19 protein-coding genes, 1 tRNA gene and 1 pseudogene are annotated in these 16,414 nt (G+C 59.9%); 15 read left to right on the plus strand and 6 right to left on the minus strand.

Features of this window, described 5'->3' with window-relative positions:
• Window positions 1-437 precede the first annotated feature (437 nt).
• The 4 genes from EN807_RS10495 to EN807_RS10510 all read left to right on the plus strand — a co-directional run bounded on the left by EN807_RS10495 (window position 438) and on the right by EN807_RS10510 (window position 2,762).
• Window positions 438-1,193, plus strand: coding sequence for a hypothetical protein (locus EN807_RS10495; RefSeq protein WP_135934858.1), 756 nt, complete (start codon window positions 438-440; stop codon window positions 1,191-1,193).
• A complete protein-coding gene (locus EN807_RS10500) occupies window positions 1,166-1,666 on the plus strand; it encodes a hypothetical protein (protein ID WP_135934859.1) in 501 nt (166 codons plus the stop codon). Before EN807_RS10495 ends, EN807_RS10500 begins: the two co-directional genes overlap by 28 nt.
• Before the next feature lie 144 nt (window positions 1,667-1,810).
• A complete protein-coding gene (locus EN807_RS10505) occupies window positions 1,811-2,221 on the plus strand; it encodes a hypothetical protein (RefSeq protein ID WP_135934860.1) in 411 nt (136 codons plus the stop codon).
• 244 nt (window positions 2,222-2,465) lie between these two features.
• Window positions 2,466-2,762 carry a hypothetical protein gene (locus EN807_RS10510; RefSeq protein WP_135934861.1) on the plus strand — a complete coding sequence of 99 codons (297 nt, stop codon included), beginning with the start codon at window positions 2,466-2,468 and terminating at the stop codon, window positions 2,760-2,762.
• A gap of 135 nt (window positions 2,763-2,897) precedes the next feature.
• Here the strand turns inward: EN807_RS10510 and EN807_RS10515 are convergent, their stop codons facing one another.
• Window positions 2,898-3,119: a hypothetical protein gene (locus EN807_RS10515; protein ID WP_135934862.1), complete on the minus strand. Its 222-nt coding sequence runs from the start codon at window positions 3,117-3,119 to the stop codon at window positions 2,898-2,900.
• A 141-nt stretch (window positions 3,120-3,260) separates the two neighbouring features.
• Between EN807_RS10515 and EN807_RS10520 the strand changes: the two genes are divergently transcribed.
• Window positions 3,261-3,467: a hypothetical protein gene (locus EN807_RS10520; protein WP_135934863.1), complete on the plus strand. Its 207-nt coding sequence runs from the start codon at window positions 3,261-3,263 to the stop codon at window positions 3,465-3,467.
• 1,185 nt (window positions 3,468-4,652) lie between these two features.
• Here EN807_RS10520 and EN807_RS10530 read toward each other — a convergent pair.
• Together EN807_RS10530 and EN807_RS10535 are read right to left on the minus strand one after the other, a co-directional pair.
• Window positions 4,653-4,853, minus strand: a complete 201-nt coding sequence (locus EN807_RS10530; RefSeq protein ID WP_135934865.1) for a DUF2905 domain-containing protein — start codon at window positions 4,851-4,853, stop codon at window positions 4,653-4,655.
• Window positions 4,854-5,118: 265 nt separating this feature from the next.
• Window positions 5,119-5,541: a CBS domain-containing protein gene (locus EN807_RS10535; protein ID WP_135934866.1), complete on the minus strand. Its 423-nt coding sequence runs from the start codon at window positions 5,539-5,541 to the stop codon at window positions 5,119-5,121.
• Between the two features lie 253 nt (window positions 5,542-5,794).
• Here EN807_RS10535 and EN807_RS10540 point away from each other — a divergent pair.
• From EN807_RS10540 to EN807_RS10550, 3 genes and pseudogenes are all read left to right on the plus strand, one after another.
• A pseudogene (locus EN807_RS10540) lies at window positions 5,795-6,522 on the plus strand (ATP-dependent DNA ligase).
• A gap of 5 nt (window positions 6,523-6,527) precedes the next feature.
• Window positions 6,528-6,758 (plus strand): hypothetical protein, encoded by a 231-nt coding sequence (locus tag EN807_RS10545; protein WP_135934867.1) that lies wholly within the window; start codon window positions 6,528-6,530, stop codon window positions 6,756-6,758.
• A 411-nt stretch (window positions 6,759-7,169) separates the two neighbouring features.
• Window positions 7,170-8,078, plus strand: a complete 909-nt coding sequence (locus EN807_RS10550) for a PhnA-like protein (protein ID WP_135934868.1) — start codon at window positions 7,170-7,172, stop codon at window positions 8,076-8,078.
• Window positions 8,079-8,299: 221 nt separating this feature from the next.
• Here the strand turns inward: EN807_RS10550 and EN807_RS10555 are convergent, their stop codons facing one another.
• Entirely contained in the window at window positions 8,300-8,674 is a 375-nt protein-coding gene (locus EN807_RS10555; protein WP_135934869.1) for a PRC-barrel domain-containing protein, read from the minus strand.
• Between the two features lie 516 nt (window positions 8,675-9,190).
• Here EN807_RS10555 and EN807_RS10560 point away from each other — a divergent pair.
• From EN807_RS10560 to EN807_RS10575, 4 genes are all read left to right on the plus strand, one after another.
• A complete protein-coding gene (locus tag EN807_RS10560) occupies window positions 9,191-9,871 on the plus strand; it encodes a hypothetical protein (protein ID WP_135934870.1) in 681 nt (226 codons plus the stop codon).
• A 1,119-nt stretch (window positions 9,872-10,990) separates the two neighbouring features.
• Window positions 10,991-11,239 carry a hypothetical protein gene (locus EN807_RS10565; protein ID WP_246684055.1) on the plus strand — a complete coding sequence of 83 codons (249 nt, stop codon included), beginning with the start codon at window positions 10,991-10,993 and terminating at the stop codon, window positions 11,237-11,239.
• A complete protein-coding gene (locus EN807_RS10570; protein WP_135934872.1) occupies window positions 11,236-11,613 on the plus strand; it encodes a hypothetical protein in 378 nt (125 codons plus the stop codon). Before EN807_RS10565 ends, EN807_RS10570 begins: the two co-directional genes overlap by 4 nt.
• A gap of 542 nt (window positions 11,614-12,155) precedes the next feature.
• The gene (locus EN807_RS10575; RefSeq protein ID WP_135934873.1) at window positions 12,156-12,830 is read left to right on the plus strand and encodes a hypothetical protein; all 675 of its coding nucleotides are present in this window, start codon (window positions 12,156-12,158) and stop codon (window positions 12,828-12,830) included.
• A gap of 84 nt (window positions 12,831-12,914) precedes the next feature.
• Here the strand turns inward: EN807_RS10575 and EN807_RS10580 are convergent, their stop codons facing one another.
• A complete protein-coding gene (locus EN807_RS10580; RefSeq protein WP_135934874.1) occupies window positions 12,915-13,406 on the minus strand; it encodes a hypothetical protein in 492 nt (163 codons plus the stop codon).
• 180 nt (window positions 13,407-13,586) lie between these two features.
• Here EN807_RS10580 and EN807_RS10585 point away from each other — a divergent pair, with 180 nt between their 5' ends.
• Complete coding sequence (locus tag EN807_RS10585; RefSeq protein WP_135934875.1) at window positions 13,587-14,150, plus strand: hypothetical protein; 564 nt, start codon at window positions 13,587-13,589, stop codon at window positions 14,148-14,150.
• 331 nt (window positions 14,151-14,481) lie between these two features.
• Window positions 14,482-14,802 (plus strand): hypothetical protein, encoded by a 321-nt coding sequence (locus EN807_RS10590; RefSeq protein ID WP_135934876.1) that lies wholly within the window; start codon window positions 14,482-14,484, stop codon window positions 14,800-14,802.
• 214 nt (window positions 14,803-15,016) lie between these two features.
• Here the strand turns inward: EN807_RS10590 and EN807_RS10595 are convergent.
• A tRNA-Met gene (locus EN807_RS10595) sits at window positions 15,017-15,093 on the minus strand.
• Window positions 15,094-15,437: 344 nt separating this feature from the next.
• Between EN807_RS10595 and EN807_RS10600 the strand changes: the two genes are divergently transcribed.
• Window positions 15,438-16,403: a Gfo/Idh/MocA family oxidoreductase gene (locus tag EN807_RS10600; protein ID WP_095519248.1), complete on the plus strand. Its 966-nt coding sequence runs from the start codon at window positions 15,438-15,440 to the stop codon at window positions 16,401-16,403.
• Window positions 16,404-16,414: the final 11 nt, after the last annotated feature.

A 16,414-nucleotide genomic window follows, 5' to 3' on the forward strand; every position in this document is an offset into this window, starting at 1 on the left:
AATGTCCGGCGCCTCGTCAATATCGTGAACGGCGCGGGCGTCAGTCCTATCGTTGCGTGGGCCGCTTTCCGTGATCGGTGCAGATGCGTTGCAAAAGCAGTCGTCCATTTTGAAGTAGGGCGCCTTTGGGTCAAATCACGTCGATGCCCTCGCCGGTCCGCTTCTGACGATCCAAGCATCAAAGCTGCCAGTCCGGCCCAATTTCGGTTGTTCAATGATAGGGTCGCGATGGGTGGTTATGGCGCTACTTACTCGTTCAGGTGGCCGCTACCGTTGATTGCAAGCGACCCCGGGGCAGCCTTGCGAACGAGCCGCCCGTCAGAATTTTCTGCGGCTATCGACGAGGCGACGGGAAAGCTGCTCGACAGGCTCGCGGTGCCTGATCCTGCAGGTAACGCGTTACGTCGCGACGTCCTGCTCGGTGCTACCAAGGAAGCATGACGACTGAAGACGAACCGGGTTTGACTTGGACCACAGCGGCGACGGTGAAGTACGTTCGCGTCAAGTTCCTCGACACAGAACAGCGCATCATTGAGGGCACGGCAAGCACCCCGGTAACCGATTGGCAGGGCGATATCATAGAGCCCCTGGGTGCAACGTGGCATCTGCCGATACCTCTGCTGCTAGACCATCGGACCGATCAGGCCGTCGGAGAGGTTTTCGAGGCCCACGCAACGGCGAAGGGAATTCGCTTCAAAGCTCAGATCATCAAGATCGAGCAGCCAGGCGCGGCGCAGGATTTGGTGAATTATGCCTGGGATTTGATCAAAAGCGGCCTGCGAAAGACTGTCTCTATCGGCTTTCGCGGCATAGAAGCCGAACAGCTTCCCGGCGGAGGAATTAGGTTCAAGACATGGTCTTGGCTAGAGCTTTCGATGGTCTCGATTCCATCCAACCCACAGGCGCTGATCGAGAGCATCAAAGGCGTGCCGGATGAGCGCCCGGCGATGTTTTCACCGACCGTCGTCTCGACGGATATCGAAGTCCAGCGCATCCGCTACCGCGTGCGCGAGATTGACAAGGCGCCGAAGCGAATCAAAGCCGACGAATATTACCGATTCCGGGATCTCGATTTCGTCAACGCGGCGAACGACGCCAAAAGCAAATTCGCCGTAGAGCGCCGGCAGCTCGTCGAGCGAGAAGTAGGCGTAAAGAGCACGTCGACTTGCTTCAGGAAGTCAACGCGGCGATAGCCAAGCCGCAGCATTCGGTGGCAACCTGGCCGGTGCGGAATTTGCCACGGCCAGAATATCCTGCCGGCATCCGCGTCGCCAACCCTAATGACGATCGCCTGCATGAGGCGCGAGCGGCGCTGATCGATTATTTCATAGACGTTGCGTACAAGGCCGCCGGCGAAAGCGGAGACGGCCCAATGCAAAACGTCGCCCTGCTCGATCTGATGTCGTTGCATGGGGAGGTGCTGGCCACGACGGAATGGAGCGGCCTTCGCATGCGCGAGCTCGAGTCGCGTGTTGCCGCGATCGAGGCTGATGCGACGGTCTTCCGCGGCGTCTTCCAAAGGAGCTTGCCCTACAGAAAGGGCAGCCTGGTCGTCTGCGGCGGCTCGCTTTGGTGTGCTCTCCGAAGCGTTGAAGAGGGCATCGTTCCAGACGGATCAACCCCGGACCATTGGCAACTTTGCGTCAAGAAGGGCGACCTCGGATGATCTCAAAAACGTCGAAAGGCCTCAGGACGATGCTGACAAAAACAGAGTTCCCTGACGTCGCATTTTCGGCAAACCTTGCAGGTGCCCGAGCCCAGCGCGGAATTGCGTGCAGCCGAGGCACGGCATCAGGAGGCAGCGGCCGAGATGGCAAGCGCTTCTGTCCGGATGAGGGCGGCTGAAAAGAAAGACGCGGATGCGAAGAATCTCGGTCGACCAAGCGAGGTCTCGGCGAAAGAAATGTCGGAGGTCATCGCCGACATGGAGCGCTGTTCCAAAACTGAAGCCGAAGCGCAGGAGTCTTTGGGCCGCATCCTCGAACACCGCAGAAAGGCGGTGCAAATCGAGATGGCCGACGTCGTTGGCGAGTTCGCCGAGACGATCAAGCGCAAGGTTGCTGAACTCGACGCGCTGTTGGCGCTCGGAACGAGCGTTGGCGATTCTTATCATCGAGGGGGCCATCTGAAGACCCCGGAGATCTTCACGGCATGCCCGCTGCTTAAAAACTACCTGCGCCCGATGCGAGCAGCGATGCAGCGTAGCGGGCTCGCCAAATGACGCCAGTAGAGAAAATATGGCTCTTGGCTGAAGCCAACGGGCGCCTCATCGCCGCCGGCCGTGAGGCGTGTCGAGATGCAAGTGAACTCGCGGCCGAAGGGAAGACTGAAGACGAGGTCATCGCCGCTATCAAGCGCTATGCCTACGAACAACTAGAGCCTTGGCGGGTGCGAGCGTATCGCGAAATCCGGCGTCTGATCGAAGAGGCGTCCGCCGCGACCATCGGCCGCAATAGGGGCGGTAAATGTCGGATCGTCTGCCGCTGGCCGTTGCCACCCAGCGGCAATCTAAGATTTCCACGGGTGGCAGTATCACCATCATCGCCGATTGGTCCGCTGCGCATTCCCGCTCTGTCATCGATGTTTATACGATCACCGGCTATACATCGAACACCCATGACGACATCAAGACTGCGACCGGTAACAATCCGACGATCAGCACTTTTGACGGTAGCATCTGCAGGCTGCGTCATCGCGGCGGCAAGCGGATTCGAGCCTTCTACGGGCGCGATGTCTTTCACTGGTGTGACGTTGGACGCTGAAGGCCAGTCAAGCGGCACTTTGGCCAACATGCGCAATGGTTGCGGCAAGATATCAGGCGTCGGACCCACAAGCACCTACAACGTGCAAGCAACCTCAACGGCAGGCTTCGAAGTCGTAGCGGCAATATCGTTTCATTAGGAAGGGTCGGCCTCCGGTTGCCTTTTTGCAGTCTTCCGCTTCAGGAGCGTTACCAGCACGGTCCGCATTGACGAGTGCTCTGCGCTATCAAGCTCAACAATCCAATCATCGTTATGCTTATGCCAAGGGAAATTCGCGTTTCGCAGCGCCTGTCGAAACGCTTTCGGATCAACGCCGACGGCTCGAGCCATGTCGGCGGCGCTTGTCAGCTTTGCCATCACCCCTCCTAAGCTTTCCGTCCAAGCATAGGCGCTTTCGGCTACTCGTTCAAACGGGGTAGGCGAACACCCAGGGCCGCGGCCGATTGCGGGGCCGGTGACGAGTAGGATAGCGTCTATTTCGAATGGGAGGCATGGCCAATGGCAGACGACGATTTTGTACAGGCTTATCGCTCCGGCGGAATCGGAGCCGTGAACGACCTGGTGACAGCGAAATTCGGCACCGGCGACAGCCTGATCGATGCGCTCGAAACGATGGAGGATACTGGCCTCTGGCGGATCCTATGGCATGAGGCCGACGGCAAGCCGGATTTCGGCGCCGTGATGGAATATCTTGGGGACGATTAACCGAACTGCGGACGCGAGAGTTCAGCTTGCGAGACAGCGAACTCACCGAGCGCCCCGGCCGCGGCTGGACGCCTTGGAAGGATGGCGTCATGTCGCGGCCTGAAGTGTTGCAAACGATCGTGCGAGATTGGTTGGTCATTGCCGGCCGGCTGGGTGCCGATACCTTTGATGAGGAGAGCGAGACTGAGGGAATGGCCTAGGCTCGGAACGCGCGACGCTCGCTGACTCTATCGCCACTCTTCGAGCCCCGGCAACTTCGCGCGCTTCGATCAGCCGGCGGGACCGGCAAACGCGCCGCGGTCGCCAGGACGCGCCAAGCGCTTCGCCGGTGTAGGGAGAAATCTGCCAGCCGAAACACACGCTCAGCGCGCGCTCACGCGCCGCGCGGAGGCCGGCCCCGGGCCGCGCATATAGTAGAGCTCTGGCCGGTAACGCGGTGCAACGAATTCGCGAAAGGCTGATGCCAACCGCGTGATCAAAGCCCAATGTTCCATGACCCAATCTTTCCCTTTCAGGAATGCTATGCGCGACCACATCCAGAGTCTCGCGTCCATCGAGGCGCTCCCTATGACCTTGTGCCGGCCGGCCGACATGATGGCAAAGTCCGCGACGCCGACGCCGATACGGTCTCGGGTGATGGACCGCTTGAACAAAAGACCGAGTCGGATTGGGTAGCAGCCAGAGATCCCCATGAGGTCTCGGACGACAAGAGGGCCAGCCCTAGGGCCGCGGCCAAGAACACTGCGGGAAGGCCGAACAGAAGCTTGCGCGACATCATTGTCCCAACCTCACACGCCGGTGTTGATGTGGAACAGGTCTTTGCGCCCGGCATGCCTGACGCTATGGAAGCAAGAACCGTGCCACGCTTGCCCCGGCGCACGATTTCCCGCCGGACTGATCTTTGCCGATGTCGCCTAAGCCGGGGCACGTAGGCGTCCTGTAATGGGTCAATACGCCTTGGCACCGCGATTGCATGGTCAGCTACGCCGGGTGTTGGGACCGGCATTGGGGCGATGGGGGCCTCGCCGCTTCGCGAATGGAGCGGCGAGGTTTTTCATTCAGCCATCAGCCTCTAAGGCGGCTCGACAGCCGATCCGGAGTGACGAGAGGCCGCCAAGATAATCCTGCACATCGATCCTGAGAAAGACCCCGAGCGGGGGCGGCTGTCTTCCCCGAGTTCTCCCGCTACCGGTTGACCAGCCACAGAATAATCGAGAGCACGATGCTGATCAGGATCCCGGTGGCGATCGGAACATAGAACGTGAAGTTCTCACGCTCGATCACGATGTCACCAGGCAGTCGGCCAAGGCCGATCCGTGACAACCACGGCCACAATAGGCCCACCGCAACTATGATGAGACCAACGACAATCAGGGTCCGCGACATGGGGCTGCGTCATGCCAGAAACAATTAGCGCGGGGACAGAGCACTAGCAGAATCCCGTTATGTTCACTGAAACAAAAGCCGGATCGGGCCGTGTGCAATCTGACGTCCCACACTCTGGCGACTCCAGTAGACCCTCCCGCTGGCTTCGGCCGGCGGGCTTTTTGTTCCGCCTCGGCTCCTCGATGAGGGACATTTCTGCCGCCGCGCTGTGGCCAGCGCGGCGGCAGAGTGAAGGTCTTCGAAAAGAGCACGGGCGAGCCGCCCTTCAGTGGTGATGGGCGGAAACCTTCTTGACGTATTCGGACACCAGTTCCGTCGGTGCCGACTGACTGACGTCGCCGACGCTAAGGATGCCGACCATCCGCATATTCTTGTTGATCACCGGCAACCTGCGGATTTTCAGTTCTTCCATGTGCCGTACGGCCTTGGCCAGATCGTCGTCTTCGCGGCAGCAGTGAATGCCGGCCGTCATGACATCGCGCGCCGTTGCGGTGCGGCTGTCGAAACCATCCTCCGCCAGTCCTTTGCAGACAATATCGCGGTCGGTCACCATTCCGATCAGTCGGTCGTTCTCTCCGATGGGAATCGACCCGATATCTTGGGCTCGCATCATTTTCGCCAGTTCGGTTACAGCGATTTCGGGGCTGACCCAGTCGACACCCTTATGCATTGCGTCTTTGACTTTCATGGCGGACCTCCCTTGCTGGGGTTGGAGAATGTCCCTCTGTCCCATGCTACCGCGGACGGGGCTTGGCTGCCAGAGTTCGTTCCTCCTGCCGAAACAGAACAGCGGGCGCGAGCGAATGTTCCGGTCGGCCCTTTAAGCAAGAGCTAAACGGAACGGAAACGGCTCTCCGCTATTGAATCAAATTCGAGTTTTGCGTGGGGCGTTCCGATGAGTAAGCGCGCCGCGGGGACCGGTGGAGTTTATCGAGCCGTTCGTGCCGACCCTGGTCGAGAAGCCGCCCGAGGGGGACGGCTGGATTCACGAGGTGAAGTTCGACGGCTACCGCTCTCAGATCGTCAGGGATGCCGAGGGCGTGCGCATCTTCACCCTGCGCGGTCTCGACTGGACATCGAAGTATCGCGACTCGCTAAAGCAGCAGCCGAGCTTGAGGTCGAGAGCGCCATCATCGACGGCGAGGTGATCGTCACCAACGAGGCTGGGTTGTCCGACTTCAAGGCGCTGCGCAAGGCCATCACCAGTCGGCAGCATGCCCTCTATATCCAGTTCAGCCAGGCTCTACCTGGCGACGCCAAGGCGATCTTTCACCTGGTCGACCAGGCCGGACTTGAGGGCATGGTGTCGAAACGTCGGGACAGCAAATATCGCAGCGGCCCGTCGACCAATTGGCTGAAGGCGAAATGCTTCGCGGTTGGCGAGTTCGAACTGCTGGGCGTCGAGCGCGAGGCCGGCAAGCCGGCATTCGCCCTTATGGGCGAGATCGGCACGCGCAAATATGTTGGGTCGGCCTTCATCAATTCGAGCCGGGCGATCCGCGAGCGCCTATGGAAGCGGGTCCAGGAGCACGCCGGGCCGGCGCCGAAGGGGATGAAGCGGCCGGCGACGCAATGGGTCAAGCCGGGGCTGATAGGCCGCGTCAAGCACCTGCGCGGCGAGGAAGACCTGCGGCATGCCTCGCTGCAGGACTTCCGGGAAGAGGATTGACCACCATGAAACGCAAGCCCAGCAAATCCGGGTTCAACAAACTGCTCGCGGCCGACACGACACTGCTGTCGGCCGAACCGCTGATCGGATTGCTCGAACTGGAGACCGACACCGGCACGATCGAGCTGGCCATGAATAGGATCCTGGCCGAGCAACTTCTGTTTGCCATCGTTGAATTTCTCCAGGCAGGCAAGGGAGATGACGCGCCAACATTTGCGGTCGAGCGTTCGAATTAGGGTCGCGGAGCAAAGCACCTCGCAGCGCTTGCACAAGCGCTCGCCAGGACGCGCGGGGCTCTTCTCCGCTGGGGTAGACAGCGGCCAGCCGAAACGCTCATTCATCGGCTACGCGGCGCACGCGATGCGCCCCAGCTCAAGGGGCGGAAGCTTTGGGCGATTAAAAGCGGCTGGGAAAAGTCCGCAACTTCAGGGTTTTGGCGAGTGGCTCCCAGCTAAAGCCCCACCCGCCGTTACCACCGCCCATTCGCTGCGTTCCGGCTGCCTCCGACCTTAATTGCAATCCGTAAGGAACATTGCCTATTCGCTGCCGTTAAGAGCGAGGACCGACTGTACTGGGCCCGGAACGGTGTAGGCAACACTGCAGCGCTCGTTCTTTAGGAACTCGCTGCGAATTCAGGGATGAGAATGATGAGCGACGCAATTTCCAACTCCGGCCAGGAAGAAAATTTGGCTTACTCGACCGCCAGTGACGACGCTCACACGATCTTGCTGAACAAAGTCAGTTGGGGCGCCATTTTCGCGGGAGTGGTCGTCGCGCTCGTAACGCAAGTCCTGCTGACCATGCTGGGTGCGGGTATCGGCATCGCCACACTCGATCCCGGGACCGGGGACAATCCGGAGGCATCGACCTTTTCGATTGTAGCCGGAATCTGGTACGTCCTGTCCGGCATTGTTGCTGCGTTCGTCGGCGGCTACATCGCTGCTCGGATGTCGGGCAAGACACTCCCGACCACGGGCGCGTTTCATGGCCTGACAACATGGGCACTCACAACCTTGCTGGTCTTATACTTTCTCACCAGCACCGTCGGCATGATTGTTGGAGGCGCTTTCAGTGGCATCGCAAGTGCCGTTGGCGGCTTGGGTGAGTCTGTAGCGCAGACCGCGGCACCGATTGTCGCCGAGGCCAATCCTCTCCAAGCGATTGAAGCCCAGGTGCGCGCGACCGGAACAAATCCGGAAGCGCTAAACAATGCGGCCATTAACGGAATGCGTGCGCTCGTCCTGGGCAGCGAGGCGGATGCGGCCGAGGCGCGTCAAAACGCGGCACAAGCACTGGCGACGGCGCGCGGCATTCCGCTCGAACAAGCCACGCAACAGGTAACGCAGATGGAACAGCAATATCGCCAAGCCGTCGAGCAGGCGCAGCAACAAGCGGCGGAAGCTGCAGATGCCGCTGCTTCGGTCGTATCGACCGGCGCGCTTCTGGCATTCGTTTCCCTTGTCCTTGGCGCGATTGCGGGCTGGTTTGGTGGCCGTTCTGGGGTGGTCCACCCAGTCTTTGCCGACCGCCTTATACCTACTCGCCGAGGTTTGTAAATTGACGAGAGCCTCACTCTCAACTGCCTGAAATCAATCCGCCGGACGGACCAGCTATGGCCGGATGGTGGTACGTCTACCCGTGTTGTTTGGTTGGCAATGAAGCAAATTTGGTCTCAACGAAAAGTACCCGTACGGCCTCGGCCCTATAATCGTGCGCCGGCCCATGGAGTCGAGCTGATCAGCCAGTCCGCTAGTCCATCGGCCTGCTACAGCGTGGCCTATATCCAATACGGCCGGATTCCATAGTAGTCGTAAACGCGGCGGCCACTCTCGGCATTCCAGTCGAAATCCTGGTCGCGACCATAGCGCGGAGCGCCTTCGACTTGCTCCTTCGTGATGTCAATGCGGAAGCCTGCAAGGCTCTCGTCATAGTCGAGCTTCTGCCACGGCAGCGGATAGTAGTCGTCGCCAATTCCAAGAAAACCACCAAAGCTGAGAACGGCATAGGATACCCTGCCGCCCCTCTTCTCGAGGATCAGCCTTTCGACCTGCCCGATGTGATTTCCCTGGATGTCATAGACGTTGGTGCCGACGACCATGTCGCTGGCGATAAGATCGTGGGTCTCGCGAATGTCGGGGTCCTGGTTTGTCATGATTTGCTCCTTCCCGTCGGTATGGAGCAAAAACGGGCCCGTGCCCGCGAGGTTCCAGGGAACTTGTGCAGATCAGCGAGCGCGCTTATCGCCCAGCGACTTTGTTTAGCCCTCTGATAGCGACGAACTTTTTCCAGATAAGAAAGATTCTCCTGCAGCGACACAGGGAAAACAATTATGGCTAATCTCGCATTGGCGATGCTGGGCATCTGGCATACCAAAACAGGGACAAACTTGGCGCGCTGCGTAATGAACGTCTTCGCTGAAGGACCGGCTGTGGAGCCGTGTTAGGGAACGCGCCGGGCCACCGCCAAAGGGCATGAAGCGACCGGCCACGCAATGGGTCCAGCCGGGGCCGAAGCTGCGGATCAAGCATCTGCGCGGCGACCACAGCCATATACGCCATGCGTCGTTGCTGGGTTTCGGGGAGGAGGAGTGACGGACCGCCAGTCATTCTTGCCGCCCCCCATCTAACCTGATCTACTCTCATCTTATTTGGTGGAGGCAGGGGCAGGCATGGCGATCTCAGAGTGGACACCACCTGCGCGCGCGCGGCCGTCTGCAGCTTACCTCGGGGAGACAAGCCCGGAACCGATTTACGCCGCAATCGGAAAAGCAACCACGCAGTGGGAACACAACGAAGTGGTGCTATGTCGGCTGTTCCAATTTTTCTGCGAGACGCCTTCTTTCGCAGCATCACAGGTCTATGGAGAACCAACCGGTTTTGCTGGCCGGCTCGCATTGGTGCAGGTCGCATCCGATGAATTCTTTTTGCGCCGGCCGGAGAGCATCGAAAATTTGGAGCAACAGGCCCGAGCCGATGCTCTTGTGCGCGCTTTTGCGCAGGCCAGCTTCGAGCGCAATAAGATCGTACATGCTATGGTTTCGAGGCCACAACCTGATACCGTCGAGCTAGGCTATTATCTGACGCCGTCTTACTACTCTACGAAGAAGCGGAAGTTCGATCTGGAAGAAGGCTGGCCAATGGGGGGCAACTACTTCTACCGGAGCGCAGAGATCCTGCGCTGCTTTGAGCGATTCGAGGACCTTTTAAACGAAGGCATGCACCTCTGGCTGCTTTTACAGGAGACGCACGGGGTTCCCGAGGGCGTTCAATATGTACCGAGAGTAGCTGCACCGCAGAGACTAAATCACCAAGGTGCGATACCGCCACACCGAAGGGCGGGCGAAAAATAGGCCTTACTCGCCGGCCCCGCGTCCGTCGGGGCAACGGCTTAGCCGTTCCCACCGTCTCGATGATTGCCTTGGCCAGCGGCACTACCGAGGGGGATGAAGAGCCAGCGACACAGGGGTCAAGCCGGGGATGATCGGCCGTGTGATGCACCTGCACGGCAAGGAGACCTGCCGCGTGCTTCGCCACAAGATTTTCGAGAGGGGAACACTAAAAGTGGGCCTTGCGTTGTTTCCCGCCGACGTCCTATCTAGCCCGAACTACTTTCAATCTCAGGGGGGCGGTATGAAACAGAATCAGGAAGGCAATCGGCGGTCATCCGTAGGCGGCGCATTGGCCATCGGGCTTTTGATGTCGAGCATATCTCTGGCAGGGTGAACTACAGGCTCAACTAGCGGTGCGCATGGATGGCTTAGGAAGGGAGATTTTGACGGGGTTACCGAAGCAATGTTTAAGAAAGGCATGATGCCCGTAGCGATCGACTGCCGGTTCGATAGCACAGCTCCGGGCAAAGCGGCCTATGGATCAAAAGTTACGTGGAAACCTGCCGCCCCCAGAGACATTCGCTGGGTAATGCATGTCGGCACTCCCGATTACGTTGCGAGCAGTGAAGCTAAATCACGCGCAATCGGCCTTCATCGCGTGTTTTCAAAAAGGGTTCGTGACAAAGCAACGGGTCAAGTAGTTCAGTGTACGATCTCGACGGATTGATCCTCTCAGCGGTGTTTCGCAAGCCTCACTTCAGGAGCCCTGGCAATCGATCTCGCGATCGGCGTATTCGCCCTGTCGTCTTGGCGGTCTGATCATCCGGGCATCCTCAGAGGTATCGCTCGCCTTCGGCGCGGTGCTCGAAACAGGACCAGTGCGGAGTCTGCCTTGGCTTGGCGAAGCCCCAGCCCGCATTCTTGCCACAGCCGGGATGCTCGCACTTGTGGTGCTGAATGCCTGGCGCGGTCACCTCTGGCCTCGGCAGGCGAATTTCATCGCTCAAAGCGCATGCTCCGCAGGTTTCACTTTGATGGAAAGATTCCACAGGGCGTCTTGACGATCAAGGAAAATGTTCCTTATTCGTTCTCATGGCGCACGATCCGATCGACACCCTGGGAAAGGCGACCCGGCACAACATGCTCGTCAAGGCGGAATGCAGCTGCGGCAACGTGCGCTACTGCCGCTCCGCCGATCTCATGATGGTCTATGGCGGCGGCATCGACCCGCTGAAGCTTAAATTCGACTGCAGCCGGTGCAAACCCGAGATCAAGATCACGCTGCTCGAAGTGCATCCCGAGCACCTTCCCAAGCGATTGATGATCCACAAGCCGATGAAGGGTCCGGACGGCAAAATCCATTGGACCACCGAGCGGTTCCGTGGATGAGCGAGCGCCTCAAGGTCCGTTTCGCCTATCAGCGCGGCTGGCAAGTCGTGGATGGCAGCACGGTCGTGCGGACCTTCGAAAAGAAGGAGGACGCGTTCCAGTTCTTGGTGGACCGAGGCGCCCGCGTCCGGTTGGAATGGAGCAGGACCGTCATCGGCGGGAAAGCACCGCCATATGACTTCGCGGCTAGTTTCATGCAGGATACAGTCGGCCGCATCCTGAAGACGCTCCACGGCAAAGAAGCCGGGACATGGTTCTGGACATGTTATGAAGGTGGCGCGAACGGGAAGGTGCCCACGAAGGACGAAGCGGTCGTCGGCGTCGAGCGAGCCTATACCCGCCGCGTCGTCAAAGCGGACTGGCGGGCCATGTGACATAAAGAGTGTCGCCGGCTAGTGTCCCATCAAAAAGTCGTGCAATTCACGGTGTTGCCGAAGCGGTTGCAAGTCGTTGTTCTTGGCTGACTGTTCTGCATGTTGGCAAAGGCCGCATTCGCTCGGGCGGAAGCCCTGCCGCGAGACGAAATCGACTCGTTTTGGATGCATTGGGCCATGGCTGGGGTTCCTGGCTCGAAGCCGTAGGAAACGCAAGCCGAGTGGATCGAAGACGATGCGCGGCTGACCAGACTGGCGCAGGATGGGCGATTGGCGAGTCCTACGGCGCGTCAGGACGCGCGGGAGCCGCATCCCGGTCCATAAGACCAGCCAAGGGCGAGATCGCGTCCAGCGGCTCGCCTGCGTTTCAAAATTCAAACCCAGGCGCTTGCCAAACGGCCAGTTTCCGGCCACGGCCCGCCTAAGAACGACATGGCAGGGAACCGATTTAACAAAATCTGAGTTTCAATTGTTAACCCAAGGTGAAAGTCTTAGGGAGCAACACAATGAAAACCATCCATCATCTCCTCGCCGGCACCGGTATGGTGCTGATTTCAAGTGCATTTTTCGGCTCAACGGCGACCGTTCCAGCATTTGCGCAGGCGATTGAGCGCCAGATCTCGGCGGGGAAGCAATGTCGCTTGTGCCCGCCGCTCACCAATGGCGAGGGCCATCCGACAGGCACAGCTAGTAGGGACACCATCGCCGGCAGCGGCAGCGTCGGCGACCACGGCACCGGCAGCGTCGGCGACCACGGCACCGGCAGCGTCGGCGGCACCGGCAGCATCAGCGGCAGCGGCAGCATTGACGGCAGCGGCACCGGCAGCATCGGTGGCAGCGGCAGCATTGACGGCAGCGGCACCGGCAGCATCGGCGGCAGCGGCAGCATTGACGGCAGCGGCAGCATTGACGGCAGCGGCAGCATTGACGGCAGCGGCACCGGCAGCATCAGCGGCAGCGGCAGCATTGACGGCAGCGGCACCGGCAGCATCAGCGGCAGCGGCAGCATTGACGGCAGCGGCACCGGCAGCATCAGCGGCACCGGCAGCATCAGCGGCAGCGGCAGCATTGACGGCAGCGGCACCGGCAGCATCGGCGGCACCGGCAGCATCGGCGGCAGCGGCAGCATCGGCGGCAGCGCCACCGGCAGCATCGGTGGCAGCGGCAGCATTGACGGCAGCGGCAGCGTCGGAGGCAGCGGCAGCGTCGCGCGCTGACAACGGCGTGCAATAGCGGCAATGTTAACGCCGGATTCGGCAACGGTGGCGAAGGTCCTGCCGACGAGATCGAGATTGCCTGAGTCATGACCTGACCGCGATCAGCGCCGCGAACGCATCGCGGGCAGCCTGTCGATGCCGAGCCAGCCGCGCTTCGTGCTCAGCGGGCCAGCTTGCCGGGATGTAGCGGTTGATCGCCGCCTCGACCAACGCACGCGAACCACGCAGATCGCGAACCAGCGCATCGGCCTCAACCTTTCGCCGACCTTGACTGGCGATGTAGTTCTGGACGTAGGGCTTGCGGCGATCGGGGTGACCCGGATCGCCGAGGTCCTTGCCGCTGCCGGTCTCCAAGTTCTCGATCCAAGGCAGGCCGAGGTCGCCGATCTGCTCGCGTGTCAGACCGATGCGCTCGACGCGGATCGGCGACGGATCGAAGTCGACGCCCTTGACGTTGGCGCAGTCCATCAGGTTCGACTTGATGACATCGGAGATCAGCAGGCCAGCGGGATCGTGGTCGCCGACGTGGAGCAGGACGCACTTCCGCCCGGCTTCGTGGTGGGTCTTGAACCGCATCAGCATTCGGCGGCGCAGGTTGATGTCGGCGAAGCCCTTGCTGGGGGCAAGGGGTCGTCGGTTCGAATCCGGCCACTCCGACCAAATAAATCAAAGGCCTAGCCGGGAAGTCCCTAGCCGAATAAGCTCAAAATCGGAAAAAAATGGGGTCCTCTCGGGTCCATAAACCGGGGGGAATCGATGCCGCAAGGGGAAACTAAATCGAATATCCAGATTGCAGGCGAACTATTCGGGACTGATTGGATAGCGAAGCAGCGTGAAATTCACGGCGATGCGGCGGATGCTGAAATCGCACGGCAGCTGAAGCAGTTCCAAGACAGGCGCGCGGGCCGCTCCAAGCCCCTCGCCGCACACGAGTCTCTGTCTCCAGTGACAGGCTACGGCGTATATTCCTACGATGAGGAGACCAGCACCCATAAGGTGAGCATCGCGATGCTCAATACCAGTCGACACAACTTTTCGGCGGAATACGAGGCTGGCTATCGGGCGAGACACGCGGGCCAACCTGTTGCGGCAAATCCATATCGAAGCAAGAAGGCCCGTGACAGATGGGAGCGCGGTTGGCTTAAGCGCAACCGCTATGGAGATGACCACTGGTTGGTTGAGCCGATCACCGACAACAAGGCCGTAATCTACGTTCTCGCAATCCTCTTTTTCATCGTCCTACCGATCATACTTGCCTTAACGGCATCTCTCATTAGGTCTCTGGGGGTCCACTTCAACGGAGCACGGTCAAAACGCTGATCGACCGTGGGATTGATGCCGACGCAAGGGCTGGTTTGGTCGAGCAATTCGTCCGGCTCAGCGCTCGCTTGCCCGATCTGAGGCAGGCTGAGAAAACGTCAGGATCGTTGGCTTCGACGCGAGCGCTCAACGTGGCGGTTGCCGAACAGCGGCGGCTGATTGTCGAGGTGTAGCCGCCGGAAGAGGCGCACCGATTGAGGATAGAAATTCTAGCGATCATCGCCGCTGTCAAAGAGATGTGCGCCCGAGGCGAAGATTTCCAAACGATCAGGAATTTTGTCAGAACCCAGTGTCAGCAAAATCACATGGACTGGAAGAGGGCACGGGAAATATGAGCACCGCACCGTTCCCTGGCGTGGAGATTCCCACCGTCGAGCCACTGGCTCTTGTCGACACTTTTGTCACCAGCGCACGCCCGCTACAGGCTATTGGCGACAATATGCGCCTGCTGCTCGTAGTGTCTGGCCGGTCAATCCACGACAAATCTCCGGAGAACTCGCTGGTGGCCAAACTTGTCGGCAGTCGATCGGACATGTTGAAAATCGCAGCGGCGATTGTTCGGGGCTGTGACACAATCCGCACCGACGCGAGCGCCACTGAAGTAGCAAACGCATTCCTTGAATTTCTCGATGCCCCCGCTGGGCGGCACTGATCAATCGGAAAAGCATTTCCACTTGCTAGCCCGCTGCCTCACGGTGGCGGGCTTTTTCATGTAGTCATGTCGCGTTCATGTCGCGTGGACTAGCCGACAACTTCCGGGAACTGTTGGAAATCAACGGAACTGGCTTGCAACATGGCGCGACATGAAATCAGCCCCCTGGATGCATTCTAGTGCACCTAAGTGACTGATTTAATTTGGTGAATTTTGGTAGCGGGAGAGGGACTTGAACCCCCGACCCCAGGATTATGATTCCCGTGCTCTAACCAACTGAGCTACCCCGCCAGGGCGGCGAAAGGTCCGAAATCCGCCTTAAATCAGAAGGCATGTCGAAGCGTTCGCCAAGGTCGGGCGGATATAAGGTTGGGACGCCAAGCCTGTCAAGCATCGATGCAGCCGGCATGCCGCCACTTGTGTCGCATCGTGCTTTTCCGAAATCGGAATCGATCTTCCGTAACGATGCGAAGGTTCACCGTCTTGAGACGTGTACCTTACGCGTTCGAGCGGACGCAGGTCGCTCTAATGGCGAAAAGCTTTGCCGGGCAGATAATTGGGCGCAGAAATGCCGGGGTTGAGTTCGGCGGGGCGCGCCGCTATGTCTCGGCCACGAAATTCTAGAGTTGGAATTGATGAAACCGCGCATTGCAGTCCTCGGTTGCGGATACTGGGGCAGCAACCACATCCGCACCCTCAAGGCGCTCGGCGCGCTACACGCGGTCTCGGACGTCAATCCTGCCCGCGCCGAAGGCTTCGCCAGTGAGCAGGATTGCCTGGCGATCGAGCCGGAGGCGCTCTTTGTCCGCAGCGACGTCGATGCCATCGTCATGGCGCTGCCGCCGCAGTTCCACGCCGATATGGCGGTGCGCGCCGTCCAGGGCGGCAAGGACGTGCTGGTGGAAAAGCCAATCGCGCTGACGGTGGCGGATGCCGAGCGCTCCGTGAAGGCGGCGGCCGACAATGGCCGCGTCTTCATGGTCGGCCATGTGCTGCGCTTTCATCCAGCCTTCGAGACGTTGAAGGCGCTGATCGACAATGGCGAGCTCGGCGAGGTCCGCTATATCCATTCGCACCGCCTCGGGCTCGGCAAGTTCCATACCGAAAACGATGCGCTGTGGGACCTTGCGCCGCACGATCTGTCGATGATCCTGGCCATCACCGGCACGGAACCGATCGAGGTGCGTGGCGAGGGGGCAGCGCTCCTCGACAATCTCAGCGATTTCGCGCATTTGCACATGCGCTTTCCCAATGGTCTGCGCAGCCATCTCTTCGCGTCGCGGCTCAACCCTTACCGCGAACGGCGGCTGACCGTGGTCGGCACCAAGGCGATGGCGGTGTTCGACGATGTCGAGCCGTGGGAGCGCAAGCTCGCCGTTTACCGCCACGCGGTGTGGCAAGACAGCGGCCAATGGGCCTTCACCACCAACGAGCCGTCCTATGTGGCGGTGGGCGAGGGCATGCCGCTGACGCGAGAGCTCGAGCATTTCCTCCAGTGCATCGAGACGCGGGCAGAACCGCGTACCAGCGGCGAGGAAGCCATCAGGGTGCTGCGTATCCTGACCGCTGGCACGGTTATCCACACCGGTTCGTCTTCCTGAGAGAAAAATGC

It is taken from the genome of Mesorhizobium sp. M5C.F.Ca.ET.164.01.1.1 (assembly GCF_004792125.1).
Lineage (GTDB): Bacteria > Pseudomonadota > Alphaproteobacteria > Rhizobiales > Rhizobiaceae > Mesorhizobium > Mesorhizobium wenxiniae.

Excerpts from the sequence above, each read along its gene's own strand:
- EN807_RS10495 (WP_135934858.1), top strand. The coding sequence starts at position 438 with ATGACGACTGAAGACGAACCGGGTTTGACTTGGACCACAGCGGCGACG.
- EN807_RS10505 (WP_135934860.1), top strand. The coding sequence starts at position 1,811 with ATGGCAAGCGCTTCTGTCCGGATGAGGGCGGCTGAAAAGAAAGACGCG.
- EN807_RS10510 (WP_135934861.1), top strand. The coding sequence starts at position 2,466 with ATGTCGGATCGTCTGCCGCTGGCCGTTGCCACCCAGCGGCAATCTAAG.
- EN807_RS10515 (WP_135934862.1), bottom strand. The coding sequence starts at position 3,119 with ATGGCAAAGCTGACAAGCGCCGCCGACATGGCTCGAGCCGTCGGCGTT.
- EN807_RS10520 (WP_135934863.1), top strand. The coding sequence starts at position 3,261 with ATGGCAGACGACGATTTTGTACAGGCTTATCGCTCCGGCGGAATCGGA.
- EN807_RS10530 (WP_135934865.1), bottom strand. The coding sequence starts at position 4,853 with ATGTCGCGGACCCTGATTGTCGTTGGTCTCATCATAGTTGCGGTGGGC.
- EN807_RS10535 (WP_135934866.1), bottom strand. The coding sequence starts at position 5,541 with ATGAAAGTCAAAGACGCAATGCATAAGGGTGTCGACTGGGTCAGCCCC.
- EN807_RS10545 (WP_135934867.1), top strand. The coding sequence starts at position 6,528 with ATGAAACGCAAGCCCAGCAAATCCGGGTTCAACAAACTGCTCGCGGCC.
- EN807_RS10550 (WP_135934868.1), top strand. The coding sequence starts at position 7,170 with ATGAGCGACGCAATTTCCAACTCCGGCCAGGAAGAAAATTTGGCTTAC.
- EN807_RS10555 (WP_135934869.1), bottom strand. The coding sequence starts at position 8,674 with ATGACAAACCAGGACCCCGACATTCGCGAGACCCACGATCTTATCGCC.
- EN807_RS10560 (WP_135934870.1), top strand. The coding sequence starts at position 9,191 with ATGGCGATCTCAGAGTGGACACCACCTGCGCGCGCGCGGCCGTCTGCA.
- EN807_RS10565 (WP_246684055.1), top strand. The coding sequence starts at position 10,991 with ATGCTCGTCAAGGCGGAATGCAGCTGCGGCAACGTGCGCTACTGCCGC.
- EN807_RS10570 (WP_135934872.1), top strand. The coding sequence starts at position 11,236 with ATGAGCGAGCGCCTCAAGGTCCGTTTCGCCTATCAGCGCGGCTGGCAA.
- EN807_RS10575 (WP_135934873.1), top strand. The coding sequence starts at position 12,156 with ATGGTGCTGATTTCAAGTGCATTTTTCGGCTCAACGGCGACCGTTCCA.
- EN807_RS10580 (WP_135934874.1), bottom strand. The coding sequence starts at position 13,406 with ATGCGGTTCAAGACCCACCACGAAGCCGGGCGGAAGTGCGTCCTGCTC.
- EN807_RS10585 (WP_135934875.1), top strand. The coding sequence starts at position 13,587 with ATGCCGCAAGGGGAAACTAAATCGAATATCCAGATTGCAGGCGAACTA.
- EN807_RS10590 (WP_135934876.1), top strand. The coding sequence starts at position 14,482 with ATGAGCACCGCACCGTTCCCTGGCGTGGAGATTCCCACCGTCGAGCCA.
- EN807_RS10600 (WP_095519248.1), top strand. The coding sequence starts at position 15,438 with ATGAAACCGCGCATTGCAGTCCTCGGTTGCGGATACTGGGGCAGCAAC.